Source organism: Stenotrophomonas sp. YJH_SMC_122 (assembly GCF_059369535.1).
This window is the reverse complement of record NZ_JCAFST010000006.1, coordinates 250,699-276,651: the sequence shown is the minus strand read 5'-3', so window position 1 is coordinate 276,651 and position 25,953 is coordinate 250,699. Positions and strand designations below refer to the sequence as shown.

Genomic DNA, 25,953 nt, shown 5'->3' with positions numbered 1-25,953 from the left:
GCGCTGTGGAACCACCCGATCCCATCCCGAACTCGGAAGTGAAACGCAGCTGCGCCGATGGTAGTGTGGCTCAAGCCATGCGAGAGTAGGTCATCGCCAGGGTTTACACCCAAAACCCCGCTGCTCGCGCAGCGGGGTTTTTCTTTGGGCGTAGTAATACAGGTAGTGCCGGCCGCTGGCCGGCAACCCGATGGCGTTACATCGCCCGGTAGATCCACGCGATGCGTGGATATTCTCCGCGGGCAGCCACAGCGCCAACCAGGGTTGGCCGCTGCCGGCGGCAGGTCAGACAGTGCGCGCGGCTGTGATTGCCGGCCAGCGGCCGGCACGACCGGTAGATCCACGCCGTGTGTGGATGCGGCGCCAATCAGGGTTGGCCGCTCCTCACGGCAGGTCCGGAAGCGGACCTTTCCTGACCCATCACGCAAAACCAGGCAAAAAGACGGCGCCCTGCGGGCGCCGTCCTGACCAGGATCGCATTGCAGGCCGGATCAGGCGGCCCGCGGGACCTTATACGGTTCCTGCTGGCGGAACACCGATACCGCCTCGGTCAGCGTACCCGCCTGCGATTGCAGCTCGCGTGCGGCCGCGGTGGCTTCCTCCACAAGCGCTGCATTCTGCTGCGTGGCCTGGTCCATCTGCACCACGGTCTGGTTGATCTGCTCGATGCCGACCGACTGCTCCTGCGAGGCCGCCGAGATCTCCTGCATCAGGTGGCTGACATTCTCAACGCCGCCGACAATGCCCTGCATCCGCTGGCCGGCGTCGGCGACCAGCTGGGCACCTTCGCCCACCTGGCGGCCTGCCTCATCGATCAGCTTCTTGATTTCCTGTGCGGCGGCGGCGGAGCGCTGCGCCAGCACGCGCACCTCGCTGGCCACCACGGCGAAACCACGACCCTGCTCACCGGCACGTGCGGCTTCCACCGCCGCATTGAGCGCGAGGATATTGGTCTGGAAGGCGATGCCATCGATCACGCCGGTGATGTCGCCGATCCGCTTCGAGGCGCCTTCAATCGCCTGCATGGTGTCGACAACCCGCTGCATCGCGGTGTTGCCACCACTGGCGGCGCGCTGCGTGGACGCAGCCAGCTCACTGGCCTCGCGGGCATGCGCAGCGTTCTGGCGCACGGTGGCGGTCAGCTCCTCCATCGAGGCTGCGGTTTCCTGCAGGTGCGCCGCCTGGCGCTCGCTGCGCTCGGACAGCGCACCATTGCCTGCAGCGATCTCGCTGGCGGCGGTACTGATCGAGGCCGCGCACTGCTGGATGCGGCCCACCATGCGCGCCAGCTGGCCGGCGGTGGCGTTGGCATCGCGCTGGATCGCGGCGAAGGCACCGTGGTACTCACCGCGCATGCGCCGATCGAGATCGCCGTTGGCCAGCGCCGAGAGCATCTGCCGAACTTCATCGACGGTGCTGCCCAGCGTATCGAGCAGCTGGTTGATGCCACCGGTCAGGCCATCAAGGAAGCTGGCGCCTTCGGTCGCCTGCAGGCGCTGGCCCAGATCACCGGCAGCCGCAGCAGCGACGATGCCGGCCACGGCGTTCTCAAGCGCCAGCTCCTGGGTACGGTCATGCCATTCCACGGCGAAACCGAGGCGCATGCCCTGTGCATCGAACACCGGGGTGACCACCTGGGCGAAGTGCACCGGGCCGATCTGTACCTTGCCGTTGTGGCTGGCCTGCAGTCCATTGAGGATGGCGCGGATGCGGTCCGGGTTGGCATGGAAGCGATGGATGCTGCTGCCGACCAGGCGTTCGGCATCGAAGTCAGGGAAGGCCTGGCGCAGTGTCGCCTGCTGGTTGCGCAGCAGAGCCACCACCGAGCGGTTCACATAGCGGATCACGTGATCGTTGTCGGCGATCATCATCGCGGTGCGCGAGGCATCCAGCGCCTGGCGGATCTGCGCATTCTCGGCATGCGCCGCCGCCTCGCGTCCACGCTGGGCCTGCACGTGGCGTGCAGTGTCGGCCAGGGCGTGGGCGAGTGAGCCCGGTGCATAGGCGCTGGTGTCGGCATGTGCACCAAGATCGGCACCGGTGGCGATGTCGCGTGCCAGCGCGGCAAGCCGACGCGGGCCGTGGCCAAGGGCCTCGGTCTGCTGCCGAAGGCGCAGTGCGACCTGGCCGAGGAACAAGGTCAGGCCTGCGAACATACCGGCCTGCAGCAGCATTGGCCACAGCGCGGCACCGTCCTGCAACGGTGCCAGCAGGGCGAGCGTACCGATGCCACCGGCCAGCCATACCGGCAGGCGATCACGATGGCCCAACAGCACGCCCAGCAGCAACGCAATCGGCAACGCCGGTGACAGGCCGGCGATCGCGCACAGCCCTGCCAGCTGCAGCGACAACAACAGCGCCAGGCCATTGCGGGTGACGCTGTGGCCCGCTTTGGGACCGGCCAGCCACATGGCAGGCAGCACAGCGGCCGCAACCAGCGAGGCGGTCAGGGCATGAGGCCCGCGCAGGGCCAGCACCAGGCTGGCCACCGCCAGTGCCGCACTGCCGATCAGCAATCGGCGGTCAGCGCGGTGCGCGAGCTGCTGCAGATGCGGCAGGCGGGCGGTATCGGGGGGACGAGTGGATGCAGCGGACATCGGCGACTCCTGGATCAGCAGACGGCAACGGCCACACGGTGGCGCACGCACGAGTGCGTGGCCAGGGCATGAACCGGGAATTCGGGGAATGCGACGCAATCAACGTCGCGCAGACGGGGCGCCGTGACCACATCCTGTGGGTGACGGAGCAATGGAGCGGGCATGCGGACTTCCTTGCAGGACCAGACACACGCCGCAGGCCCGACCGGGCCCACGTGCTGCGGACACAGTGGCCCGCAACTGATGTATCGGCCGCAACTGCGCAGAATGAAGTGCGCGGACGCTGCGACTCAGTCGGCGTTGTCGTTGCTGAAGAAGCGCAGGATCACCTCGGCGATGCGTTCCGGGTCTTCCATATGAAGGTGGTGGTTGCCGGGAAACACGGCCAGCCGTCCATCACGCAGGTGCTGCAGGCGATCGCTGCGCATCGGCTCGGGGTAGTACGACTGTGCCGGCGTGGCATAGATCACCTGCGTCGGGCAGCCGATGGCCTGCAGCAGGTTGTCGATCTGGCCTTCGCTGAGGCGGATCGCGGTGGGCAGCATCAGGCGCGGATCGCTGCACCAGCGATAGCCACCTTCGACCGGTTCCACGCCGCGCTCGACCAGCAGCCGTGCGCAGGGTTCGCTGAGCTGGTTGGTCATCATCCGCGCGCGGATCGGCGCTGCCAGATCGGGGAACACGCGCAGCTGCTTGCGTGCCAACGCGCGCGTGGCGTTCACATGCTCGCGCAGGCGATGCGCCGTTTCTTCCTCGGGACCGCGCAGGCCGCCGAGTGCTTCGATCGCCACCAGCCGATCGACACGGTCGCTGACCGAGGCGGTAAGGCTGGCAATGCCGGCACCCATCGAATGGCCGAGCAGGCTGAATCGGTCCCAGCCCAGCGCGTCGGCGACATCGAGTACGTGGCAGATCGCGGCGGCCGTGGTGTAGCTGGCACCCGCCGGCAGGTGCGCGCTGTGACCGTGGCCGGGCAGATCAATGGCAACCAGCTGCAACGCCGACAGGTGCGGCGCCAGCGGCACGAAGCTGGCGGCGTTGTCGAGCCAGCCATGCAGGGCCAGCACGCGTGGGCCGCCGCCGTGGTTGTGCAGGCCGGCGACGCGTGCGCCACCGACCTGGAGTTCAAACGGTTGCAGGCTCATGCCAGCGAGGACACGGCCAGCCGTGCCAGGGCGCGTGCATGCTCCGGCTCGGCGTTGAGGCAGGGGATATAGCGCATCGTCGCACCGCGCTCGGCCAGTGTTTCGGTGAAGCCCAGCGCGACCTCTTCCAGCGTCTCCAGGCAGTCGGTGGCGAATCCGGGGCAGACCACGTCGATCTGCTTCACGCCGGACTCGGCCAGCGCCCACAGGCTGGGCTCGGCATACGGCTGCAACCAGCGCTCGCGGCCGAAGCGCGACTGGTAACCCATCTGCCAGTCGTCCTTGTCCAGGCCCAGTGCATTGGCGATGGCCTGCGCACTGGCCTCGCAGCGCTGCGGATACGGGTCGCCCGCGTCGGCCAGGCGCTGCGGGATACCATGGAAGGAGAACATCAGTTTCTGACCGCGACCGTGCTGTTCCCAGTAGCGGCGGATCGATCCGGCTACGGCCTCGACCCAGCCGGGATCGACCGAGTAATCGCGCACCAGGCTCACGGTCACGCCCGGGTTGCGGCGCTGCCACGCATCGACCCGGTCTTCGACCGAGGCGGTGGTGGTGGTGGAGTACTGCGGGTACAGCGGCAGCACCACGATCCGGCGCGCGCCGTCGGCGGCCAGACGGTCGAGCTCGCCGGCCAGCGCCGGTTCGCCGTAACGCATCGCATGGCGCACCGTCAGGGTCGGCAGCAGGGCCTGCATGGCCTGCGCCAGCTGGCGCGTATGCACCATCAGCGGTGAGCCGTCGGGCAGCCAGACCTGGGCGTACTTGGCCGCCGACCGGCCGCTTCGCAGCGGCAGGATCAGCCCGCGCAGCAGCGGCTGCCAGAGCAGTGCCGGAATCGCGACCACGCGCGGGTCGGACAGGAATTCGGCCAGGTAACGGCGTACGGCGGGGGCCGTCGGCGTCTCGGGCGTGCCTAGGTTGACCGCCAGCACGGCGGTATCGGGTGCGTCGAGCATGGGCGGTATTGTCGCCTATCCGGCGCCGCACCGGGATGCAGGGTTCGGATTGCAGGCATAGCGCGCATCAATGCGGGCAGGGAACGCTCATTGGGGATTCATGACAACACCACTAATTTCAGTCACTTGCTATATCTTCCTATGGACTGACTTCTGGAGCCTGCCATGCGTCGCCCGATCCAAGCCCTGCTGATCGCCGCCAGCCTGCTGTCCAGCCAGGCCATGGCCGGACCGCAGGAAGACCAGCGCGCCCGCAACGCCGTGCGCGTGCTGGCTGAAATCCAGGAAATTCCTGAACAGGGCATTCCGGATAAATTGCTCGACGAAGGCCGCGCGGTCATCGTCATTCCCGACACGATCAAGGCCGGTCTTGTCATTGGCGGTCGCCGTGGCCACGGCCTGATGTCGGTGCGCATGCCCAATGGCGCATGGTCCAACCCGGTGTTCGTGAAGCTCACCGGTGGCAGCATCGGCTTCCAGGCCGGCGTGCAATCTTCGGATGTGGTGCTGGTGTTCCGCAACGACCGCAGCCTGGACAACCTGGTCAACGGCAAGTTCACGCTCGGCGCCGATGCCGGCGTTGCCGCCGGTCCGGTCGGCCGCAATGCCGCCGCCGCCACCGACGGCCAGCTGAAGGCCGAGATCTGGTCCTGGTCGCGTGCCCGTGGGCTGTTCGCGGGCGTCGCGCTGGATGGGGCGGTGCTGCAGATCGACGATGCCGCCAACCTTGACGCGTACGGCAGCAACACCACACCGCGCATGATCTTCGAGGGGCGCGCCGCCGGTTCGCCCTCGATGGACGTGGTCGCCTTCCGTGATCGTCTGGAAGAGGCCACCTACGCCGCCCGCAACAACCGCAACGGCAACGGTGGCAGTGCACCGCGTCCGGCGGCGACCCCGGCGGTTGCGCCGGCGCCTGTTCAGGCAGCGCCGGCGGCCCCGGCCGAAGCCACCACCGCGCCGTTGCAGAACGTGCCGCAGAACCCGCCGCCGCAGCAGCAGGGTTTCCAGCCGGTCAACGACGGCGAAATCCGCACGGAAACGCTGGGCGGGAACTGACTTTCGTCACGCGCGCCGGCTGACAGCCGGTGCGCTATGCTCGACAGCCTGATCACTAACGTAACGAGCGTCTTTATGGGCAGTTTCAGCATCTGGCATTGGTTGGTCGTGCTGGCCATCGTCCTGCTGGTGTTCGGCACCAAGCGCCTGACCAGTGGCGCCAAGGACCTCGGCTCGGCGGTCAAGGAATTCAAGAAGGGCATGCGCGACGAGGACAAGCCGAACGCGCAGCTGGGCGACGAGTCGCGCAGCCAGGACGCCTCGCGCACCGCGCAGGACGAGCACGACCGCACCCCTCGCTGATCCGGAGCGGTTGCGGTGTTTGATATCGGCTTCAGCGAACTGCTGGTGATCGCGGTGGTCGCCCTGGTGGTGCTCGGTCCCGAGCGCCTGCCCAAGGCGGCCCGTTTCGCTGGCCTGTGGGTGCGCCGTGCCCGCAATCAGTGGGATTCGGTGAAACAGGAACTGGAACGCGAACTGCAGGCCGAGGACATCAAGCGGCAGATGCAGGAGGTGCGCCAGGGCATGCAGGACACCGAGAACCAGCTGCGCGCCAGCGGCGAGGCGATCCGTCGCGAAGCGCAGGAGGCGCAGCAGCAGGGCGATACGCTGGTGCAGGAGGTACGCGCGCCTGCGCCTGCGGATCCGCCGCCGCATATGGGCAGCCTGTCGCCTGCCGATGCGCCGGTGCAGGAGCGCATTGCTCCAGAGCCGATGCCGGCGACACCCCCTGAAGCCGGTGCTCCGACGCCGCAGCGCACGGAGCGCCAGCCATGAGTGAACAGGATTTCGGCGAAAGCTCGCTGGTCGAACATCTGGTGGAACTGCGCGGCCGCCTGGTGCGCGCATTGCTGGGCCTGGGCGTGGTGCTGCTGGCGCTGCTGCCGTTTACCCAGAAGCTGTACAACGCGCTGGCCGAACCGCTGGTCTCGCAGCTGCCCAACGGGCAGACGATGATCGCGACCAATCCGGCCGGCGCCTTCTTCGCGCCATTGAAGCTGACCTTCTTCGTGGCCCTGTTCGTGGCGGTGCCGTGGCTGCTGTACCAGCTGTGGGCCTTCGTCGCCCCGGGGCTGTACGCGCGTGAGAAGCGCCTGGCGGTGCCGCTGCTGGTGTCTTCGGTACTGCTGTTCTACACCGGCTGTGCCTTCGCCTACTTCCTGGTGCTGCCGGCGGTGTTCCATTTCCTGACCACCTTCAGCCCGGACGTGATCGCGATCACCCCGGATGCGAATGCCTACCTGGATTTCGTGCTGGCGATCTTCTTCGCCTTCGGTGGCAGTTTCGAACTGCCGGTGGCGATGGTGATCCTGGTGCTGCTGGGCTGGGTGACGCCGCAGCAGTTCAAGGAAGGCCGTGGCTACGCGATCGTCGGCATCTTCGTGCTGGCGGCGGTGCTGACCCCGCCGGACGTGGTCTCGCAGCTGATGCTGGCGATCCCGATGTGCCTGCTCTACGAGCTGGGCATCCACGCCGCACGCTGGCTGGTGCCGTCGTCGGCCGTGAAGAAACCGGCCGCCTGAAAAACAAAAGGGGACGGAGGGGATTAAGTCGTTATCGGCACAGTGGCACAAACGACTTAATCCCCTCCGTCCCCTTTTTCGTCAGGCGTGGAAGATGTCGCTCGAGGTCGGGGTGGTCGGGACCGGCGGTGCGGCGCGGCTGCCACGGTGCACGAACATCTGCTTCCATGCGGCATAGACCGCGCCGACATACAGCGGCATCAGCACCGTGGTCAGCACCAGCTGCGCGATGAAGGCGGCGGCCAGCGGGCCACCGATCAGCATCGCGATCTGGATCACGATCACGAACAGGATGTAGATGCAGAACGCGGCGATCAGGCCGAGCACGGCGAACACGATCATCGCGCCGATGTTCTCGATGCAGCCCTGCAGGCTCAGGCGCAGTGCGTGCATGCCGCTCTGCTTGTCGAACACCACCAGCGCCGGCTGGGTGAACATCGCCAGCGACAGTGCGACCGCGCTCAGGAACACCAGCAGCATCCACAGCGCGATGCGCTTGGCCGGCAGGTTGGCGACCAGCGCCGCAGCATCGTCCGGCTTGATCTGCTGGCCAGTGCGGCTGATCTCTTCCATCTTGGTCATGACCTCGCTGAAGGCGGTGAAGCCTTCGCGGCCGATCATCAGGAACAGCAACGCGCCCAGCAGCAGCACCGCCAGCACCTGGATCGCCAGCGGCACCAGCAGGTGGCTGACGCGGTGGTCGCGGATCGGCTGCAGCAGGTGCGAGGCCAGGCCCGGGCGGCCTTCGTCGATCTCGCCCACGGCGTAGAGCATGCCGCCGAACATGATCGGCGAGATGGCCAGGGTCATCAGCTGCACGGCCATGCCGGCGGCGCCGGGAATCAGCGTCGACAACAGGGTGACCACCCAGCTCACCAGCAGCCAGGCCAGGCCGATCCGGGCCAGCTGCAGCGGCGCACGCCGATACAGCGAGAACGTATCCAGCAACCACTGGGCGCCCGCCGAGGCCGGCAGCTTGCGAATCTCTTTCATGGACATCCGGGAAGGACAGGAGGGGACGGGCGGTTGCCCGTGCCGCTGATTATCCCTGTTTTGCCGCCGGCTGGGCTGAAGACAGCCGCGCCTGTCGGACGAAGCGGCGCAGCAGCTGGCGGGCCAGCGGTGCGGCGCTGACTGCGCGCTCGATGCTGCGCGCGCAGCCGCCGTGGCGGCCGATGCAGTCGGCGCGGGCGCGCACGTAGCCGCGCATGTGGTGGGTGGCGAATTCGGGGTGGAACTGCACGCCCCAGGCCTGGCGCCCCCAGCGGAACGCGTGGCAGCCATCCAGCGGCGAGCGTGCCAGCACCGCGGCACCGTCGGGCGCGCGCAGCACGGTCTGCAGGTGGGTGGCGTGGGCGGCAAAGTGCTGCGGCAGGCCCTGGAACAGCGGATCCTGTGCCGCCTGTGGCTGCAGCTCCAGTTCGATCGTGCCGGACTCGCGCCCGGCCGGGTTGTAGGCCACCTCACCGCCCAGCGCGTGCGCCAGCAGCTGGTGACCGTAGCAGATGCCGAACACCGGCAGGCCGGCGTGGGCGGTCTGGCGCAGCCACGCCGCGCTGCGCTCGCTCCATTCGGCGTGGTCAGTAACGAAGGCGGCCGAGCCGGTCACCAGTACGCCGGCAAAACCGTGCGGATCGGGCAGGGCGCCACCGTGTTCGACATCGACCACCATCGTCTCGTGCTCTTCCAGCCCGGCGGCGACGCGGATCCAGTGCGGAAAGCGCCCGTAGCGGCGCAGTGACGGTACCGGGCGGCCGGTTTCAAGGATCAGGAAGGGGGCTGGGTTCATCCGGGGGCGGCAGCACTGACAGGACTTCCTCGATTGTAGTCAGCCCCTGCGCCACCTTTTCAAGCCCGGCCTGGCGCAGGGTTCGCAGCCCTTCAGCGCGTGCGGCACGGGTGAAACCGGCCAGATCCATGTCGGCGCGGATCTGCCCGCGCAGCCGCGAGCCCAATGGCAGCAACTCATACAGCCCGATGCGGCCGAGGAATCCGGTGCGCCGGCACTCCAGGCAACCGACCGGACGACAGGGCGTGGCGGCATCTGGATATGCATCCTGGCTATCAGCCAGTACCGCCCAATCAGCCGCGCCGAGGCTGTGCGGCTGCTTGCAGTGCGGGCACAGCGTGCGCACCAGGCGCTGGGCAAGGATGCCGTTGAGGGTACTGGCCAGCAGGTAGTGCGGCACGCCCAGGTCGAGCAGGCGGGTGACCGCCGACGGCGCGTCGTTGGTGTGCAGGGTGGACAGCACCAGATGACCGGTCAGCGAGGCCTGCACCGCCATCTGAGCGGTTTCCAGGTCGCGGATCTCGCCGATCATGATGATGTCCGGATCCTGCCGCAGCAGGGTGCGCACGCCGCTGGCGAAGTCCAGGTCGATGTTGGCCTGCACCTGCATCTGGTTGAACTCGGGCGCGATCATCTCGATCGGGTCCTCCACCGTGCACACGTTGACGTCCGGCGTGGCCAGCCGCTTCAGCGTGGAATACAGGGTGGTGGTCTTGCCCGAGCCGGTCGGGCCGGTGACCAGCACGATGCCGTGCGGGCGCTCGACCAGCGCATTCCAGCCAGCGGCCTCCTGCGGGCTGAAGCCGAGCTGGTCGATGCTCTTGAAGGCGGCGTCCGGGTCGAAGATGCGCATCACGCACTTCTCGCCGAAGGCGGTGGGCATGGTCGACAGGCGCATCTCGACCTCGCGGCCACCCGGCGAGCGGGTCTTGATGCGGCCGTCCTGCGGGCGCCGGCGTTCGGCCAGGTCCATGCGGCCGAGTACCTTGATGCGGCTGACCACCGCGGTCATCACCGCCGGCGGCACCTCGAACACCTTGTGCAGCACGCCGTCGATGCGGAAGCGCATGCGTCCCATCTCGCGGCGCGGTTCCAGGTGGATGTCCGAGGCGCGCTGCTCATAGGCGTATTGCAGCAGCCAGTCGACGATGTGCACGATGTGCTGGTCGTCGGCATTGACGTCGCCGGTGCGGCCCAGCTCGACCAGCTGCTCGAAGCTGGGCAGGGTGGTGTTGGTCTCGCCGCGGACGTCGCCGCGCGCGCCACGCACCGAACGGGTCACCCCGTAGAACTCCATGGTGTAGCGGTGCAGGTCGAGCGGATTGACCACCGCCAGCTCGATGCGGCGGCGGGTCAGGTGCTGCAGGTCGCGGCGCCATTCCTGCACCAGCGGCTCGCTGGTGGCCACCAGCACCCGTTCGGCATCCACTGCCAGCGGCAGGAAGCGGTGGCGACGGGCATAGGCGTGGGAGACCAGCGCGGTGACCGCAGCGACGTCGACCCGGGTCGGATCGATGCGCAGGTAGCGGCTGCCGGTGCGTTGGGCCAGCCATTCGGTCAGGCGTTCCAGGGTCAGTTCGCCGCCGTCGCGGGTGGCCAGCTTGAGGTTGGACAGCAGCACCAATGGGTGCACTTCGCTGGCATTGCGCGCGCCCTGTGCGGAAAACCGCATGCGCTCGCCCTCGTGCTCGGCGACCAGGCCGTCGGCCAGCAGCGCCGCACCGACCTGCTCGAAATGCAGGCGGCCCCACGGCAGCGGGACGCCGCCTGGCTCGCCGGGCGTGCCCACCGGCAGCCGATGTTCCATCTGCCTGCTCCTCCCGGGTACGGAATGCCCCGCAGGTCGGCCGCTATACTAGCGCACCCCCTTGCCGGCCAAGACTCGTACGCATGTCCGCGACCCCGACCGTTCCGATCACCTTCCAGGGCCTGATCCAGACCCTGAACCAGTTCTGGGCCCAGCAGGGCTGCGTGCTCATCCAGCCGCTCGACCTGGAGGTGGGCGCCGGTACCTTCCACCCGGCCACCTTCCTGCGGGCGATCGGGCCGGAAAGCTGGAACGCGGCCTACGTGCAGCCGTCGCGCCGCCCGACCGATGGCCGCTACGGCGAGAACCCGAACCGCCTGCAGCGCTACTACCAGTACCAGGTGGCGATGAAGCCGGCGCCGGACAACATCCAGCAACTGTACCTGGATTCGCTGAAGGCACTGGGCATCGATCCGCTGGTGCACGACCTGCGCTTCGTCGAGGACAACTGGGAATCGCCGACGCTGGGCGCCTGGGGCCTGGGCTGGGAGGTCTGGCTCAACGGCATGGAAGTGACCCAGTTCACCTACTTCCAGCAGGCCGGTGGCCTGGAGTGCCGCCCGGTGCTGGGCGAGATCACCTACGGTCTCGAGCGCCTGTGCATGTACCTGCAGAACTGCGACAACGTCTATGACCTGGTCTGGACCTACGGCCCGGACGGCCAGCCGGTGACCTACGGCGACGTCTACCACCAGAACGAGGTGGAGCAGAGCACCTACAACTTCGAATACGCCGACGTGGACGAAATGTTCCACCGCTTCGATGCCTGCGAGCGTGAAGCGCAGAAGCTGGTGGAAGTGGGCCTGCCGCTGCCGGCCTACGAGCAGGTGATGAAGGCCAGCCACACCTTCAACCTGCTCGATGCGCGCCGCGCAATCAGCGTGACCGAGCGCCAGCGCTACATCCTGCGCGTGCGCGCGCTGGCCCAGGCGGTGGCCAAAGCGTATTACGAGCAGCGCGAGAAGCTGGGCTTCCCGGGTGCGAAGAAGGCCTGACCGCCTTCCTGCACCGTCCCGCTTTTCATCAACTACCCGGGGCGCCGGACGCGTTGCGCGCTGCGCCCCCACCACAGGATCGAACCGATGAGCCAACTGTCCCCCCTGCTGATCGAACTGGGCACCGAGGAGCTGCCGGTCAAGGCGCTGCCGGGCCTGGCCCAGGCGTTCTTCGACGGTGTTGTCGAAGGCCTGCGCAAGCGTGGCATCGCGCTGGAGCTGGGCGATGCCCGCCCGCTGTCGACCCCGCGCCGGCTGGCCGTGCTGCTGCCGGGCGTCGGCCTGGAACAGCCGGAACAGCACAGCGAAGTGCTGGGCCCGTACCTGAACATCGCGCTGGACGCCGAAGGCCAGCCGACCAAGGCCCTGCAGGGCTTCGCCGCCAAGGCCGGGATCGACTGGACCGCGCTGGAGAAGACCATCGACAACAAGGGTGAGCGCTTCGTGCACCGCGCGGTAACCCCGGGCGCGAGCACCGCCAGTCTGTTGCCGGACATCCTGCGCGAGGCGATCGCGGCGATGCCGATTCCCAAGCCGATGCGCTGGGGCGATCACGCCTGGGGCTTCGCCCGCCCGGCACACTGGCTGGTGCTGCTGCATGGCGCCAACGTGGTCGAGGCCGAACTGTTCGGCCTGCAGGCCGGCCGTGCCAGCCGTGGCCATCGCTTCCACCACGACCAGGCCGTGTCGCTGGCGCAGCCGCAGGACTACGTTGAAGCCCTGCGCGCCGCGTTCGTGCTGGTCGACCCCGGCGAGCGACGTGCGCGCATCGTCGCCGAGGTCGAGGCCGCCGCAGCCGGGGCCGGTGGCAGCGCCCGCATCACCGAAGACAACCTGGAGCAGGTGGTGAACCTGGTCGAATGGCCGTCGGCGGTGCTGTGCAGCTTCGAACGCGCGTTCCTGGCGGTGCCGCAGGAAGCGCTGATCGAGACGATGGAAATCAACCAGAAGTTCTTCCCGGTGCTGGATGCCGCCGGCACGCTGACCGAGAAGTTCATCGGCATTGCCAACATCGAGTCGAAGGACGTGGCCGAAGTGGCCAAGGGCTACGAGCGGGTGATCCGCCCGCGCTTCGCCGATGCCAAGTTCTTCTTCGACGAGGACCTGAAGCAGGGCCTGGTGTCGATGGGCGACGGCCTGAAGACGGTGACCTACCAGGCCAAGCTGGGCAGCGTGGCCGACAAGGTGGCGCGCGTGGCCGCACTGGCCGAAGTGATCGCAGCCCAGGTCGGTGCCGATCCGGCGCAGGCCAGGCGGGCTGCCGAGCTGGCCAAGAACGACCTGCAGTCGCGCATGGTCAACGAATTCCCGGAATTGCAGGGCATCGCCGGTCGCCACTACGCCGTGGCCGGTGGTGAATCGGCCGACGTGGCGCTGGCCATCGACGAGGCCTACCAGCCGCGCTTCGGTGGTGACGACATCGCGCTGTCGCCACTGGGCAAGGTGCTGGCCATCGCCGAACGCGTGGATACGCTGGCCGGTGGTTTCGCTGCAGGCCTGAAGCCGACCGGCAACAAGGATCCGTTCGCCCTGCGCCGCAACGCGCTGGGCCTGGCCCGCACGATCATCGAAAGCGGCTTCGAACTGGACCTGCGCGCGCTGATGGCCAGCGCCAATGCCGGCCTGGCCGCGCGCAACGTGCAGGCCGATGTCGGCGAGCTTTACGACTTCATCCTCGACCGCCTGAAGGGCTACTACGGCGACAAGGGCGTGCCGGCCACGCACTTCAACGCGGTGGCCGAGTTGAAGCCGGCCTCGCTGTATGACTTTGACCGCCGCCTGGATGCGATCGGCACCTTCGCCGCGCTGCCGGAGGCAGAGGCGCTGGCCGCGGCCAACAAGCGCATCCGCAACATCCTGCGCAAGGCCGAGGGCGAGATTCCGGCGCAGATCGACGCGGCACTGCTGCAGGAAGATGCCGAGCGCGCGCTGGCCGAAGCGGTCACCGCGGCCATCGACGACACCGGCGCCAGCCTGCACCAGAAGGATTACGTGGCGGTGCTGGCGCGCCTGGCCCGCCTGCGCCCGCAGGTGGACGCCTTCTTCGATGGCGTGATGGTCAATGCCGAGGAGCCGGCGCTGCGTGGCAACCGTCTGGCGCTGCTGACGATGCTGGGCGAGCGCCTGGGCAAGGTGGCGGCGATCGAGCATCTGTCGAGCTGATGCCCGTATCGGTAGTGCCGGCCGCTGGCCGGCATTGCCGGAACGTCGCCGGCGATGTCTATCGGGGTCATTGCCGACATCGTGGACGATGCCGGCATCCTCGCCTGCGATCACGATGATCGCCACAAAGGCGCGCATTTTGACCGCCACTTAACAACCGATCCCCAATGACGTGGTGCATTTCGCATCGTCACCTCCGGTCGGTATGCTGTGCCGCATGCAGCCAAAGAAATACGCCCTGCCGCTGATGGTCCTGTCGCTGGCCGCCACTTCCGTGGTCCATGCACGCGGCACCATCGACAAGGTGGACATCAAGGGATTGGACAAGGGCGACGACGCCGCAATCATCGAGAACATCCAGGAATCGCTGTCGCTGTACGACACGATCGGCAAGGAGCAGGGCGAATCGCGCCTGGAGTACCTGCTGTCGCAGGCCGAGCGGCAGACCCGCCAGGCGCTGGAGCCGTTCGGCTACTACAACCCGGTGATCAAGGTCGAGGCGCCGCGTGAGGACGAGCACGTGCGCGTGCTGATCCATGTCGACAAGGGCGCCCCGGTGACCGTGCGCCGCGAGCACATCGACATCACCGGCCCGGCGATGTACGACCAGTACCTGCAGGACGACCTGGCCGCCTTCAAGCCCCGCAAGGGCCAGCGCTTCGAGCACACCCAGTACGAAGCCAGCAAGATCACCATCACCCGGCGCCTGGCCGAGCGTGGCTACTTCGATGCCGACTACACCCAGCGCCAGGTGCAGATCACCCGCGCCGACAACGCCGCCGACATCGACCTGACCTGGGACAGCGGCCGCCGCTACAACATGGGCCCGGTGCGCTTCGAGCAGGATTACTTCGTCGACAAGCTGTTCGATCCACTGGTGTACTGGGACCAGGGCAGCTACTACCACGAGGGCAAGCTGGACCGGCTGCGCGAGTCGCTGACCAAGCTGGACTACTTCAGCGTGATCGACATCCAGCCGCGCCCGGACCAGGCCGACGAGAACGGCGAAGTGCCGGTGGATGTGAAGCTGACCCGGGCCAAGCGCACCATCTACACCGCAGGCCTGAGCTACGGCAGCGAGAGCGGCCCGGGTGTGCGCGGTGGCATCGAGCGGCGGTTCCTGAACAACCGCGGCCACAAGATGAACACGCAGCTGGACTATGCGCAGAAGCGCAAGAGCCTGGTCACCAGTTACCGCATTCCGGCCTTCAACTGGCTTGATGGCTGGTACACCTTCGCTGCCAGCGCGTACGACGAGCAGACCGACTACATCGACCTGCGCAACTTCAAGCTGATCGCCAGCCGCAGCGGCGAGATCAACGAACACTGGACCGCGATCGCCTCGATCAACGCGCTGCGCGAGCGCTGGCGCTATGCCTCCGGCACCGAATTCACCGACGCCGTCTACAACACCTCGACGCTGGTGTACCCGCAGATGGTTGCCGACTACGTCAACGTCGACGACGAGATGTTCCCGCGCAAGGGCATCAGCGGCGCCGCAACGGTGCGTGCCGGCGTGGAAGGCGCCGGCTCGGATACCAGCTTCGTGCAGGCCAACGCCGTGTTGCGCTGGTACATCCCGGTGGGTGAAAGCAACCGCCTTATCCTGCGCGGCGAGGGCGGCACCACGTGGACCAGCGATCTGGTGGCGATGCCGCCGAGCCTGCGCTACTTCGCCGGTGGTGACCGCAGCATCCGCGGCTACGCCTACCGTGAGGTCGGCCCGCGTACGCCGAAGCCGGACAAGTATGCGCTGGGTGCCAAGAACCTGGTGATCGGCTCGGCCGAGTACGAGCACTACTTCAACGGTGGCCCCTGGGGTGCGGCGGTGTTCGTCGATACCGGCAGTGCCTTCGACAACACCATCGACCTGCATACCGGCGTCGGCTTCGGCGTACGCTGGAAATCGCCGGTGGGCCCGGTGCGCATCGACGTGGCGCACGGCCTGAACAACCCGGATTCGCAGTTCCAGCTGTACCTGAACATCGGAGCGGACCTGTGAGCGCGTCCGCACCGACCCCGAACACCCCGCCGCCACGCGTGCGTTTCTACCGCCGCCGCCGCTTCTGGGCCTGGTCCGGTGTGGGCGTGCTTGGCCTGGTGCTGCTGGCCCTGCTGGCGGTGTACTGGCTGCTGCAGACCGTGGCCGGCCGTGACGTACTGCTGGCCCAGGTGGTGGCGCGGCTGCCGGTGGGTGCCAGCTTCACCTGGGACAAGGTGGAGGGCCCGGTGGCCGGGCCGCTGACCCTGTACAACGTCGACTTCCGCTATGACGACATCCATTTCCACGCCGAGCGTGCGCACCTGGAGCCGGACCTGCGCCCGCTGCTGGGCCGCAAGCTGCTGCTGGACAAGCTGGAGCTGACCAACGCGACGTTGAACCTGGCCAAGAGCGATGAGCCGTTCAAGCTGCCGTCCTGGCCCGATTCCCTGCCGCAGATCGAGATGCCGCTGGCGATCCAGGCCGATGCCATCGCCATCGATGGCTTCCGCATCAGCCAGGCCAACGAACCGGTGATCGACATCAGCCGCGTGCGCGGCGGCATCGAGATCGCCAACGGCGAGTTCCAGGCGCACAAGCTGGTGGTGGACAGTGACATGGGCAACTTCACTGCCCAGGGCCGTTACATCCCGGCCAAGGACTACGACACCGACGTGACGGTGACGGCGGTGTTGCCGGCACCGCGTGGGCGCACCGCCGCTACCGTCGGCCTGGTCGCCCGCGGTGACCTGTCGCACATGGAAGTGGCGGTAGCCGGGCGCGCACCGAAGCCGCTGCACGCGATGCTGGTGTTCGATGGCCGCACCGACCCGACCTGGAACGCCAGCGTGCGCAGCGACGAGCTGGATCTGGCGCTGCTGTCGCCGGCATTGGCGAGCTCGGCGATTGCGCCGTTGTCGCTGGACTTCACCGCCGCCGGCAAGGGCGGCAATGCCAACCTGCGCGGCAGGGTGAAGCAGGGCGATCAGGAACTGGAACTGGCACCGTCGGTGGTGTCGCTGCAGGACCAGGTGCTGAAGGTCTCACCGCTGCTGCTGAAGGGCCTCGGTGGCGAAGCCCGCCTGGAGGGCACCGCCGATTTCAGCCAGGAAGACCAGCAGAAACTCAACTTCTCGGTGGTCGCGCGTGACCTGACCTATGTACCGGCGCCCGATCCGAACACCGCCGGCAGCGCACCGGTGCCGGTCACCCTGAAGGAAGCACGCTTCGGCCTGGCCGGCACCCTGAAGGCCTGGGCGGCGATCGGCCGTGCCGAGGTCGAACGCGAAAAGCAGAAGGCGCAGCTGCACTTCGATGTGCGTGGCAACGACCAGGCGGCGTCGATCCACCAGCTGCAGGCGCAGACGCCCGGTGGCCAGCTGCAGGTGGAAGGCCAGGTGGCGTGGGCGCCGCGGCTGGACTGGGACGCCAAGGCCACGCTGAAGGACTTCGACCCCGGCTATTTCGTGCCGGGCTGGAATGGCCGCCTGTCCGGCAACCTGGCCTCCAAGGGCCGCCAGCTGCCGCCGCCGGCCAATGCCGCACCGGGCACCGCGGGTACGCTGGAAGCCACGGTGGACCTGCCCTCGCTGAAGGGCATGCTGCGCCAGCGCAATCTCGACGCGCAGGGCAGGTTCGCGCTGCAGGGCGCGCAGGGCCAGGGTGACCTGAAACTGGCGTTGGGCAGCAGCCGGGTGATCGCGTCGGGCAAGGTCGGCGACCGCCTCGACATCGATGCGCGTTTCGAGCCGCTGCAGTTGAGCGACCTGCTGCCGGGCGCCGACGGTGGCCTGCGCGGCCAGGTGCAGGTGAAGGGCCCGCGCGATGCGCCGGACATCACCGCCGACCTGGTCGGCAACAACCTCAACTGGGATGGCTACGGCGCCGAGAGTGTGAGCATCAAGGGCCGCCTGCCGTGGCGCGGCGACAGCGGCGCGCTGGCGGTGCAGGGCCAGCAGGTCAACGCGGGCATGCTGCTGGAGCGGCTGAACATCGACGCGCAGGGCAGTGTGTCCAACCTGCGCCTGGCTGCGCAGACCCGCAACGAGATGGGTGCGGTCGAGCTGCAGGGCAGCGTGCGCCAGCAAGGTGCGCAGTGGCGTGGCGAGCTGGCGTCGCTGCGCATCGCACCGGTGAAGGGCGATGCCTGGACGCTGCGTGCACCGGCGGCATTCGCGATCAACGGCAGCACCTACACCCTGTCCGAAGCCTGCCTGGCCGCCGCCAGCAGCGGCGCGCTGTGCGCACAGGCCAACTGGCCGCGCGAAGGCCTGGTGGTGCGCAGTGACGCGCTGCCGCTGGCGCTGGTGCAGCCGTGGCTGCCGCCACAGTCCGGCCGCCGCATCTACCTGCGCGGCGACGTCAGCCTGGACGCGCACATCCGCCCGCGCGGCAACGCCTGGGAAGGCCATGTGGAAGTGCGCTCGAAGGAAGGCGGCGTGCGCCTGGGCGAGAACCGCAACACCGTGGGCGATACCACCCGCGGCGAGCTGGTGCGCTATGACCAGTTCTCGCTGAAGCTCGACATGACCCCGGCCAGCATCAAGGGTTACCTGGGCATGGGCTTCCAGGGCAATGGCTTCGTCGACGCGAAGATGCAGACCGGCTGGGAAGCCAGTGCACCGCTGAACGGTGAGCTCTACCTCAACATGTCGCGGCTGTACTGGCTGGAGCTGTTCTCGCCGGACATCGTGCGACCGACCGGCCTGATCGAAGGCCACGTCAGCCTGCGCGGTACGCGAGGCCAGCCGTCGCTGGGTGGCGACGCACAGCTGAGCAACTTCAAGGGTGAATTCCCGGCGCTTGGCCTGACCTTCGACCAGGGCAAGGGCAGCTTCGTGGCCCAGCCCGATGGTTCGGCCAAGATCACCGCGCAGGCCAACTCCGGCCAGGGCACGCTGTACGTGGACGGTGGCCTGTCGTGGTTCGGCGATGCGCAGCCGCTGCAGCTGAAGATCCATGGCGAGAACGTGCTGCTGTCCAACACCAGCGAACTGCGCATCGTCGCCAACCCCAACCTCGACTTCACCCTGGCCAAGGCGGCGATGGAGCTGCGCGGTACCGTGCACGTGCCCGAGGCCGACATCGACCTGGAACGCCTGGACCGCGGCACCTCGGTGTCCGAAGACGTGGTGGTGCTCGACCCGGCCGATCCGGAAGAGTCGCGCACCTCGCCGCTGGACATGGACCTGACGGTCAGCCTGGGCGACAAGGTGAAGATGACCGGGTTCGGCCTGAAGGGCGCGCTGACCGGCAAGATGCAGGTCTGGGCCAAGCCCGGCCGCGAAATGACTGCCAATGGCGGCCTCGAAGTGAGCGGCCGCTACAAGGCGTATGGGCAGGACCTGACCATCACCCGCGGCAACCTCAACTGGAACTACAACGCGGTGTCCGACCCGCGCATCAACATCCGTGCCGAGCGCCGCATCGGTGATGTCACCGCCGGCATCGACGTGACCGGGCGTGCGCAGCAGCCGCGTGCCGACGTGTGGTCCGATCCGGCGATGTCGCAGTCCGAGGCACTGGCCTATCTGGTGCTGGGACGCAGCCTGACCGGCGCCAGCAGCGACCAGGCGCAGCAGGTCAACGCGGCCTCGGCGGCGCTCTCGGCTGGCAGTGGCCTGCTCGCCTCGCAGCTGGGTGCCAAGCTGGGCCTGGACGATGCAGGCGTGAGCCAGTCGCGCGCGCTGGGTGGCTCGGTGATCGGCGTCGGCAAGTACATCTCGCCCAAGCTTTACGTGGGTTACGGCGTGTCGCTGGTGGGCGCCGGTTCGGTGATCACGCTGAAGTACCTGCTGCGCCGCGGGTTTGATGTGGAAGTGGAGTCGAGCACGGTGGAAAACCGTGGTTCGATCAACTGGCGGCGGGAGAAGTAGAGCCACGCCATGCGTGGCTGTGGTAGTGCCGGCCGCTGGCCGGCAGCCGCACCGTATCTCCCGAGTTGCGTGGGTTGCCGGCCAGCGGCCGGCACTACCGCGCGCGTCGCCCCAACGATCGGCCGTTGCCCCTTCCGGCCCCAGCGGCTATGGTCCCGGGCTGTTCTGTCGTACCGGATTGCCTCATGTCACCACGCAAAGCCCTTCCCACCGCCCTGGCATTGGGCCTGACCCTCGCCGCCGGTGCCCACGCCGATGAAGGCATGTGGATGCCGACCCAGCTGCCGGAACTGGCCAAGCCGCTGCAGGCCGCTGGCTTCAAGGGCAATCCGGCCGACCTGGCCAATGTCACCACGCCGCCGCTGAGCGCGGTGGTGCGCGCGGGCGGCGGCACCGGCTCGTTCGTGTCCAGCGACGGCCTGCTGCTGACCAACCACCACGTGGCGATGGGCGTGATCCAGTACAACAGCTCGCCCGAGCACGACCTGATCAACGGTGGCTTCATCGCCAGGGACCGTGCCGACGAGCGCCCGGCCAACCCGGACTTCCGCGTGCTGGTCACCGTCGGCTTCGACAAGGTGACCGATCAGGTGCTGGCGCAGGTCCGCGGCAAGACCGGCCGTGCCTACTTCGATGCCGTCGATGCGGCCAGCAAGCAGATCGTGGCCGAGTGCGAGAAGGACGGCAGCGTGCGCTGCTCGGTGGCCAACATGTACTACGGCACCGACTTCTACCGCATCGCCCAGCTGGAACTGAGCGACGTGCGCCTGGTGTACGCGCCGCCGCGTGCGATCGGCAACTATGGCGATGAGATCGACAATTTCATGTGGCCGCGCCACACCGGCGACTTCACCCTGCTGCGCGCCTATGTGGGCAAGGACGGCAAGCCGGCCGCCTACAGCAAGGACAACGTGCCCTACCAGGCGCCGGCACACCTGCAGATGTCGGTGGAGGGCCCGAAGGAGGGCGACTACGCGATGCTGGCCGGTTATCCGGGCATCACCTACCGCCACCGTACCGCGGCAGAATTCGCCGGCCAGATCGACACCGTGCTGCCGCGCCGCGTTTCGGTGTTCCAGCAGATGATCGACACCATCGAGGCGGCAACCGCCAAGGACGCGCAGGCACGTACCCGTTACGCTTCGCAGCTGCAGTCGCTGAAGAACAACCGCAAGCGCGCCGCCGGTGAGCTGGAAGGCCTGCTGCGCAGCGATGCCAAGGCCCAGCGTGCCGCCGACGAGACGGCGATGCTGGCCGCCACCGACCGCAAGTACCAGGGCGACATCAAGGCGCTGCTGGCCAACCTGTCACAGGGCGCGGCGGTGGGCGAGCGTGACCTGCTGCTGGACCAGATGGCCGCACAGAGCCAGTTGCTGCGCTCGGCGCTGCTGCTGGAACGCCTGCGCATCGAATCGGCCAAGCCGGACGCACAGCGCGAGAGCGGCTACCAGCAGCGCGACCAGGCGATGATCGAAGGCGTGCTCAAGCAGGTCCAGCGCCGCTACGCACCGGAGGTCGAGAAGGCCCTGCTGACCACCCTGCTGACCCGTTACCAGCAGCTGCCGGACGCGCAGCGCGTGGCCGAGTTCGACGCAGCCTTCGGCCGTACCCCGCAGCAGCTGGCCACGGCACTGGACACCCTGTACGCCGGCACCCAGCTGGGTGACGAGGCGCAGCGCCTGTCGCGCTTCGCCGCTGCGCGCGAAGGCAAGGCCCTGGCCGCCGATCCGTTGATCGCCGTGGCCGGCCCGCTGGTGGCCGCGCAGCTGCGCATCGAGAACGAGAGCAAGACCCGCGAGGGCGAGCAGCTGCGCCTGCGCCCGGCCTACATGCAGGCGCTGTTCGCCTGGCGTGCCAAGCAGGGCCGCGCCGTCTACCCGGATGCCAACCGCACCCTGCGCATCAGCTACGGCAGGGTCGAGGCACTGCACCCGCGCGATGGCGTGACCTACTCGCCGGTGACCACCGTGGCCGGCATCGTCGAGAAGAACACCAACGCCTATCCGTTCGACGCACCCAGGCCGCTGCTGGCAGCGATCGCCAAGGGTGACTTCGGCAGCACCGCCGATCCGGCACTGAACACCCAGACGGTCAACTTCCTGACCAACCTGGACACCACCGGCGGCAACTCCGGCTCGCCGGTGCTCAATGCCAAGGGCGAACTGATCGGCCTGAACTTCGACAGCAACTGGGAGTCGGTCAGTGCCAGCTGGTGGTTCGACCCGCGCTACAAGCGCGCCGTGCACGTGGACATGCGCTACCTGCGCTGGCTGCTGGCCAAGGTCTACCCGGCGCCGGAACTGCTGAGGGAAATGGGCGTGCCGGCCCAGTAACGCCGGTACCTGGCAGGCGCCCACCGCTTCCTGGTGGGTGCCCACCGTTGGTGGGCACGGATGTCCCCGTCACGACCAACGGTCGTGACCCACCAGACGGACCAATGGTCGTGACCCACCGCCATGACCTACCCGCACGACCAGCGGTCGTGATCTACTGACCCCTGTCCTGACGGAAACGCACGCGTGGTCTCCAGCTGGATCCTGCTGCTGGTCTCGGTTGCCTATGCCGCGCTGCTGTTCGGCGTGGCGTGGTGGGGCGACCGTCGGCCGATGTACCCCGACCGGCCGTGGCTGCGGCCGGTGGTCTACAGCCTGGCGCTGGCGGTGTACTGCTCGTCATGGACCTTCTACGGCGCGGTCGGCACCGCCGTGCGCAATGGCGTGGGCTACCTGCCGATCTACATCGGCCCGCTGCTGCTGCTGTTGTTCGGCTGGCGCATCATCGAGCGCCTGGCGCTGATTGCACGCAGCCAGAACGTGGTCTCCATCGCCGATTTCATCTCCTCGCGCTTCGGTCGCTCGCGGCGGCTGGCGGCGCTGGTGGCGATCATCGCGCTGATCGGGATCATTCCGTACCTGGCGTTGCAGTACAAAGCGGTGGCGATGAGCCTGCAGGTGCTGACCGGCAACACCGGCCCCACTGGCTTCTTCACCGACCCGGCGCTGTACGTGGCGCTGCTGATGGCGCTGTTCGCCACCCTGTTCGGCACCCGCCAGGTCGATGCCACCGAGCACCACCACGGCATGATGCTGGCGATCGCCTTCGAATCGGTGATCAAGCTGCTGGCGATGCTGGCGGTGGGCGTGTTCGCCTACCTGTGGCTGAGCGACCGCACCGATGCGGTGGTCGAATCGGTGCATACGCTGTTCACCGGCCTGCCGCCGGTCGGCTTCATCTCGCAGACCCTGCTCAGTTTCCTCGCCATCATCTGCCTGCCGCGCCAGTTCCACGTCGCAGTGGTCGAGTGCGGTGAGGTGCGCGACGTGCGCCGCGCGCGCTGGATGTTCGGCGGTTACCTGGTGCTGATCTCGGGCATGGTGCTGCCGATCGCCACCGCCGGCGTGACCCTGTTCGGCACCGGCGGCAGCGTCGCCGACGATTCGATGGTGCTGGCGCTGCCGCTGGCCGAAGGCCGCAATGCGCTGGCGCTGATCGCCTACGTGGGCGGCTTCTCGGCGGCCACCGGCATGGTCATCGTCTCGTCCATCGCGCTGGCGACCATGGTCAGCAATGATCTGGTGATGCCGGTGCTGCTGCGCCGGAGCGGTGACCACCAGGAAGCCGCCGACGTCGCCTCGCGCGTGCTGTGGATCCGCCGCCTGGCGATCCTGCTGCTGGCGCTGATGGCCTACAGCTACTACCGCACCAGCAGCAACGACAGCACGCTGGCTTCGTACGGCCTGATGGCGTTCGCAGCGGTGGCGCAGTTCGCGCCCGGCCTGATCGGCGGCCTGTACTGGCGCGGTGCCAGCCGGCGCGGCGTCGAAGTGGGCATGCTGCTGGGCTTCGCCACCTGGCTGTACACCCTGCTGCTGCCGGCGATGACCATGGCCGGCTGGGTCGACGCCGCCTGGGTGCAGCACGGCCCGTTCGGCATCGAGTGGCTGCGTCCGCAGCAGCTGTTCGGCATGTCCGGCTGGGATCCGCTGACCCACGGCACGTTCTGGTCGCTGCTGGTCAATGCAGCCACGATGATGCTGGTGTCCGCACGCTGGCGGCCCGGCGTCGACGAGCGCCTGCGTGCGGCACCGTTCCTCGACCCGTATGCCGAGCGCCCGTCGGTGGCCGGCGGCTGGCCTGGGCATGTGCATGTGGGCGACCTGCTGGCGCTGGCTTCGCGCGTGGTCGGCGAACGCCATGCGCGGCGTTCGTTCTTCGAGCAGGCACAGTCGCTGGGCCGCGAGCTGCAGTCTTCGGCACCGGCTGACCGGCCGTGGGTGCAGTTCACCGAGCGCCTGCTGGCCGCCTCGATTGGTGCGGCCTCGGCGCGCCTGCTGCTGACCAGCCTGCTGCGGGGTTCGGGCATGGACCTGGGTGAAGTGGTGGCGGTGCTGGACGAAGCCGGGCAGGAACTGCGCTTCAACCGCGAGATCCTGTCGACCACGCTGGAGAACATCAGCGCCGGGGTCAGCGTGGTCGACCCGGACATGCGCCTGACCGCGTGGAACCGCCGCTACCAGGACATGTTCGGCTACCCCGACGGCATGCTCTACGTGGGCCGCCCGGTGGCCGACCTGATCCGCTACAACGCCGAGCGCGGCGAGCTGGGCGAGGGCGACATCGAAGTGCAGATCAACCGCCGCATCGGTTACATGCGCGCCGGTTCGCCGCACGTGTTCGAGCGCACCCGCAGCGACGGCAAGGTGATCGAGATGCGTGGCCAGGCGCTGCCCGGCGGCGGTTACGTGACCAGCTACAACGACATCACCGACTACAAGCATGCCGAAAAGGCGCTGCTTGAAGCCAACGAGACGCTGGAACAGCGCGTGGCCGAACGCTCGCATGAGGCCGAGGTCGCGCAGCAGTCGAAGACCCGTTTCCTGGCGGCGATCAGCCATGACGTGCTGCAGCCGTTGAATGCGGCGCGCCTGTTTGCGTCCGCGCTGCGCGACAGCGATCACGTGAGCGACGAACAGAAGCACCTGGCCGAACGCGTGGACGCGTCGCTGCGCGCTGCCGAAGAACTGCTTGATGGCCTGCTGGACGTGTCGCGGCTGGATGCCGGTGGCCTGCACCCGGTGATCGGCGAATTCGATGTGAGTGCGTTGATGCGCGAGCTGGCCGCGCAGTACACGCCGGTCGCCGCCGGTCGTGGCCTGCGACTGGACCTGTTCGCGCGCGCGGCCTGGGTACGCAGCGATCGCCGCCTGCTGCGCCGCGTACTGCAGAACTTCCTGGCCAATGCACTGCGCTATACCCGCCAGGGCCGCATCGTGCTGGCCGTGCGCCAGCGCGGCGACGAGGTGGAACTGCAGGTGTGGGATACCGGCCCCGGCATTCCCGAACACCACATGCGGCAGATCTTCGACGAGTTCCACCGCTACCAGCAGCCGTTCGACTGGGGCGAGCAGGGGTTGGGCCTGGGCCTGTCGATCTGCCAGCGCATCTCGCGCCTGCTCGACCATCGCCTCAATGCACGCAGCCGGGTTGGCAGCGGCTCGATGTTCTCGATCATCCTGCCGCGGGTTGCGCCCTTGCCCGGCTACACCGAGCCTGCCAAGGCGACCCAGGCCGTGGCCACCCCGGTGCGCAGCGATTCGCTGGCGGGCCTGCGGGTGCTGTGCGTGGACAACGACGAGGAAATCCTCGACGGCATGCGCGCGCTGCTCGGCCGCTGGCAGGTGCAGGTGATCACTGCCGCCACCGTCGACCAGGCACTGGAGAAGATCGCCGAGCGGCCGCAGGTGATGCTGGTGGACTACCACCTGCACGATCGCATGGATGGCCTGGATGCGCTGGTGGCGCTGCGCGAGGCGGCCGGCTACCCGCTGCCGGGTGCGCTGCTGACCGCCGATGGGCGTGACGAACTGAAGCGGATGGCACGCGAGCGTGGCTACCGCGTGCTGACCAAGCCGATCAAGCCGGCCTCGCTGCGTGCCTTCCTCGGCGCGCTGCGCGACGCCGGCAACAGCGATGCCTGATTGGCAACTGTAGAGCCGAGCCCATGCTCGGCTCCTGCGCGCGGCATGGTGTTCCGTGGCCCGGACGAACAGCAGCCGAGCA

16 protein-coding genes and 1 rRNA gene are annotated in these 25,953 nt (G+C 68.0%); 11 read left to right on the top strand and 6 right to left on the bottom strand.

All coding sequences use genetic code 11. The features are described 5' to 3' along the window. Positions 1–102 (top strand): 5S ribosomal RNA (gene rrf, locus AC5P66_RS10935); the annotation flags it as partial. Between the two features lie 389 nt (positions 103–491). On the opposite strand, the gene AC5P66_RS10930 is transcribed toward rrf, so the two are convergent. The 3 genes from AC5P66_RS10930 to hemH form a co-directional block, all read right to left on the bottom strand. Then, the gene (locus tag AC5P66_RS10930) at positions 492–2,597 is read right to left on the bottom strand and encodes a methyl-accepting chemotaxis protein (protein WP_099494905.1); all 2,106 of its coding nucleotides are present in this window, start codon (positions 2,595–2,597) and stop codon (positions 492–494) included. Between the two features lie 290 nt (positions 2,598–2,887). Continuing rightward, on the bottom strand, positions 2,888–3,742 hold the full coding sequence (locus tag AC5P66_RS10925; RefSeq protein ID WP_099494906.1) for an alpha/beta fold hydrolase: 855 nt from the start codon (positions 3,740–3,742) through the stop codon (positions 2,888–2,890). Then, positions 3,739–4,701 carry a ferrochelatase gene (hemH, locus tag AC5P66_RS10920; RefSeq protein WP_049411985.1) on the bottom strand — a complete coding sequence of 321 codons (963 nt, stop codon included), beginning with the start codon at positions 4,699–4,701 and terminating at the stop codon, positions 3,739–3,741. The genes AC5P66_RS10925 and hemH overlap by 4 nt, the downstream gene beginning before the upstream one ends. A gap of 165 nt (positions 4,702–4,866) precedes the next feature. Between hemH and AC5P66_RS10915 the strand changes: the two genes are divergently transcribed. The 4 genes from AC5P66_RS10915 to tatC all read left to right on the top strand — a co-directional run bounded on the left by AC5P66_RS10915 (position 4,867) and on the right by tatC (position 7,283). Further along, complete coding sequence (locus AC5P66_RS10915; protein WP_049411991.1) at positions 4,867–5,760, top strand: lipid-binding SYLF domain-containing protein; 894 nt, start codon at positions 4,867–4,869, stop codon at positions 5,758–5,760. A 75-nt stretch (positions 5,761–5,835) separates the two neighbouring features. Beyond that, positions 5,836–6,063 carry a Sec-independent protein translocase subunit TatA gene (tatA, locus tag AC5P66_RS10910; protein ID WP_012512521.1) on the top strand — a complete coding sequence of 76 codons (228 nt, stop codon included), beginning with the start codon at positions 5,836–5,838 and terminating at the stop codon, positions 6,061–6,063. 15 nt (positions 6,064–6,078) lie between these two features. Next, positions 6,079–6,537 (top strand): Sec-independent protein translocase protein TatB, encoded by a 459-nt coding sequence (tatB, locus tag AC5P66_RS10905; protein WP_049411996.1) that lies wholly within the window; start codon positions 6,079–6,081, stop codon positions 6,535–6,537. Then, complete coding sequence (tatC, locus tag AC5P66_RS10900; RefSeq protein ID WP_005420449.1) at positions 6,534–7,283, top strand: twin-arginine translocase subunit TatC; 750 nt, start codon at positions 6,534–6,536, stop codon at positions 7,281–7,283. The genes tatB and tatC overlap by 4 nt, the downstream gene beginning before the upstream one ends. An 81-nt stretch (positions 7,284–7,364) precedes the next feature. Here tatC and AC5P66_RS10895 read toward each other — a convergent pair whose 3' ends face one another. Genes AC5P66_RS10895 through AC5P66_RS10885 form a run of 3 tightly spaced genes read right to left on the bottom strand, consistent with a single transcriptional unit; the run spans position 7,365 to position 10,879 of the window. After that, positions 7,365–8,276, bottom strand: coding sequence for a BPSS1780 family membrane protein (locus tag AC5P66_RS10895; RefSeq protein ID WP_049411999.1), 912 nt, complete (start codon positions 8,274–8,276; stop codon positions 7,365–7,367). 49 nt (positions 8,277–8,325) lie between these two features. Further along, positions 8,326–9,072, bottom strand: coding sequence for a glutamine amidotransferase (locus AC5P66_RS10890; protein WP_099494907.1), 747 nt, complete (start codon positions 9,070–9,072; stop codon positions 8,326–8,328). Beyond that, the gene (locus AC5P66_RS10885) at positions 9,044–10,879 is read right to left on the bottom strand and encodes a GspE/PulE family protein (protein WP_099494908.1); all 1,836 of its coding nucleotides are present in this window, start codon (positions 10,877–10,879) and stop codon (positions 9,044–9,046) included. Before AC5P66_RS10885 ends, AC5P66_RS10890 begins: the two co-directional genes overlap by 29 nt. An 83-nt stretch (positions 10,880–10,962) precedes the next feature. Here AC5P66_RS10885 and glyQ point away from each other — a divergent pair, with 83 nt between their 5' ends. The 6 genes from glyQ (at position 10,963) to AC5P66_RS10855 (ending at position 25,871) form a co-directional block, all read left to right on the top strand. Further along, positions 10,963–11,874 carry a glycine--tRNA ligase subunit alpha gene (gene glyQ / locus AC5P66_RS10880; RefSeq protein ID WP_049412007.1) on the top strand — a complete coding sequence of 304 codons (912 nt, stop codon included), beginning with the start codon at positions 10,963–10,965 and terminating at the stop codon, positions 11,872–11,874. Positions 11,875–11,961: 87 nt separating this feature from the next. Next, positions 11,962–14,037 (top strand): glycine--tRNA ligase subunit beta, encoded by a 2,076-nt coding sequence (gene glyS / locus AC5P66_RS10875; RefSeq protein ID WP_099494909.1) that lies wholly within the window; start codon positions 11,962–11,964, stop codon positions 14,035–14,037. 205 nt (positions 14,038–14,242) lie between these two features. Next, positions 14,243–16,039, top strand: coding sequence for an autotransporter assembly complex protein TamA (locus tag AC5P66_RS10870; protein WP_032954656.1), 1,797 nt, complete (start codon positions 14,243–14,245; stop codon positions 16,037–16,039). Continuing rightward, on the top strand, positions 16,036–19,893 hold the full coding sequence (locus AC5P66_RS10865) for a translocation/assembly module TamB domain-containing protein (protein ID WP_099494910.1): 3,858 nt from the start codon (positions 16,036–16,038) through the stop codon (positions 19,891–19,893). Before AC5P66_RS10870 ends, AC5P66_RS10865 begins: the two co-directional genes overlap by 4 nt. 185 nt (positions 19,894–20,078) lie before the next feature. Next, positions 20,079–22,226 carry a S46 family peptidase gene (locus AC5P66_RS10860; protein WP_495216301.1) on the top strand — a complete coding sequence of 716 codons (2,148 nt, stop codon included), beginning with the start codon at positions 20,079–20,081 and terminating at the stop codon, positions 22,224–22,226. Between the two features lie 186 nt (positions 22,227–22,412). Continuing rightward, positions 22,413–25,871 (top strand): hybrid sensor histidine kinase/response regulator, encoded by a 3,459-nt coding sequence (locus tag AC5P66_RS10855; RefSeq protein ID WP_049440557.1) that lies wholly within the window; start codon positions 22,413–22,415, stop codon positions 25,869–25,871. Positions 25,872–25,953 lie beyond the last annotated feature (82 nt).

Bases quoted from the DNA above. Each gene is read 5' to 3' on its own strand.
- tatA (WP_012512521.1), top strand. From the start codon at position 5,836: ATGGGCAGTTTCAGCATCTGGCATTGGTTGGTCGTGCTGGCCATCGTC.
- AC5P66_RS10870 (WP_032954656.1), top strand. From the start codon at position 14,243: ATGCTGTGCCGCATGCAGCCAAAGAAATACGCCCTGCCGCTGATGGTC.
- hemH (WP_049411985.1), bottom strand. From the start codon at position 4,701: ATGCTCGACGCACCCGATACCGCCGTGCTGGCGGTCAACCTAGGCACG.
- AC5P66_RS10885 (WP_099494908.1), bottom strand. From the start codon at position 10,879: ATGGAACATCGGCTGCCGGTGGGCACGCCCGGCGAGCCAGGCGGCGTC.
- AC5P66_RS10915 (WP_049411991.1), top strand. From the start codon at position 4,867: ATGCGTCGCCCGATCCAAGCCCTGCTGATCGCCGCCAGCCTGCTGTCC.
- tatC (WP_005420449.1), top strand. From the start codon at position 6,534: ATGAGTGAACAGGATTTCGGCGAAAGCTCGCTGGTCGAACATCTGGTG.
- AC5P66_RS10895 (WP_049411999.1), bottom strand. From the start codon at position 8,276: ATGAAAGAGATTCGCAAGCTGCCGGCCTCGGCGGGCGCCCAGTGGTTG.
- glyQ (WP_049412007.1), top strand. From the start codon at position 10,963: ATGTCCGCGACCCCGACCGTTCCGATCACCTTCCAGGGCCTGATCCAG.
- AC5P66_RS10890 (WP_099494907.1), bottom strand. From the start codon at position 9,072: ATGAACCCAGCCCCCTTCCTGATCCTTGAAACCGGCCGCCCGGTACCG.
- AC5P66_RS10925 (WP_099494906.1), bottom strand. From the start codon at position 3,742: ATGAGCCTGCAACCGTTTGAACTCCAGGTCGGTGGCGCACGCGTCGCC.
- glyS (WP_099494909.1), top strand. From the start codon at position 11,962: ATGAGCCAACTGTCCCCCCTGCTGATCGAACTGGGCACCGAGGAGCTG.
- AC5P66_RS10930 (WP_099494905.1), bottom strand. From the start codon at position 2,597: ATGTCCGCTGCATCCACTCGTCCCCCCGATACCGCCCGCCTGCCGCAT.
- AC5P66_RS10860 (WP_495216301.1), top strand. From the start codon at position 20,079: ATGTCACCACGCAAAGCCCTTCCCACCGCCCTGGCATTGGGCCTGACC.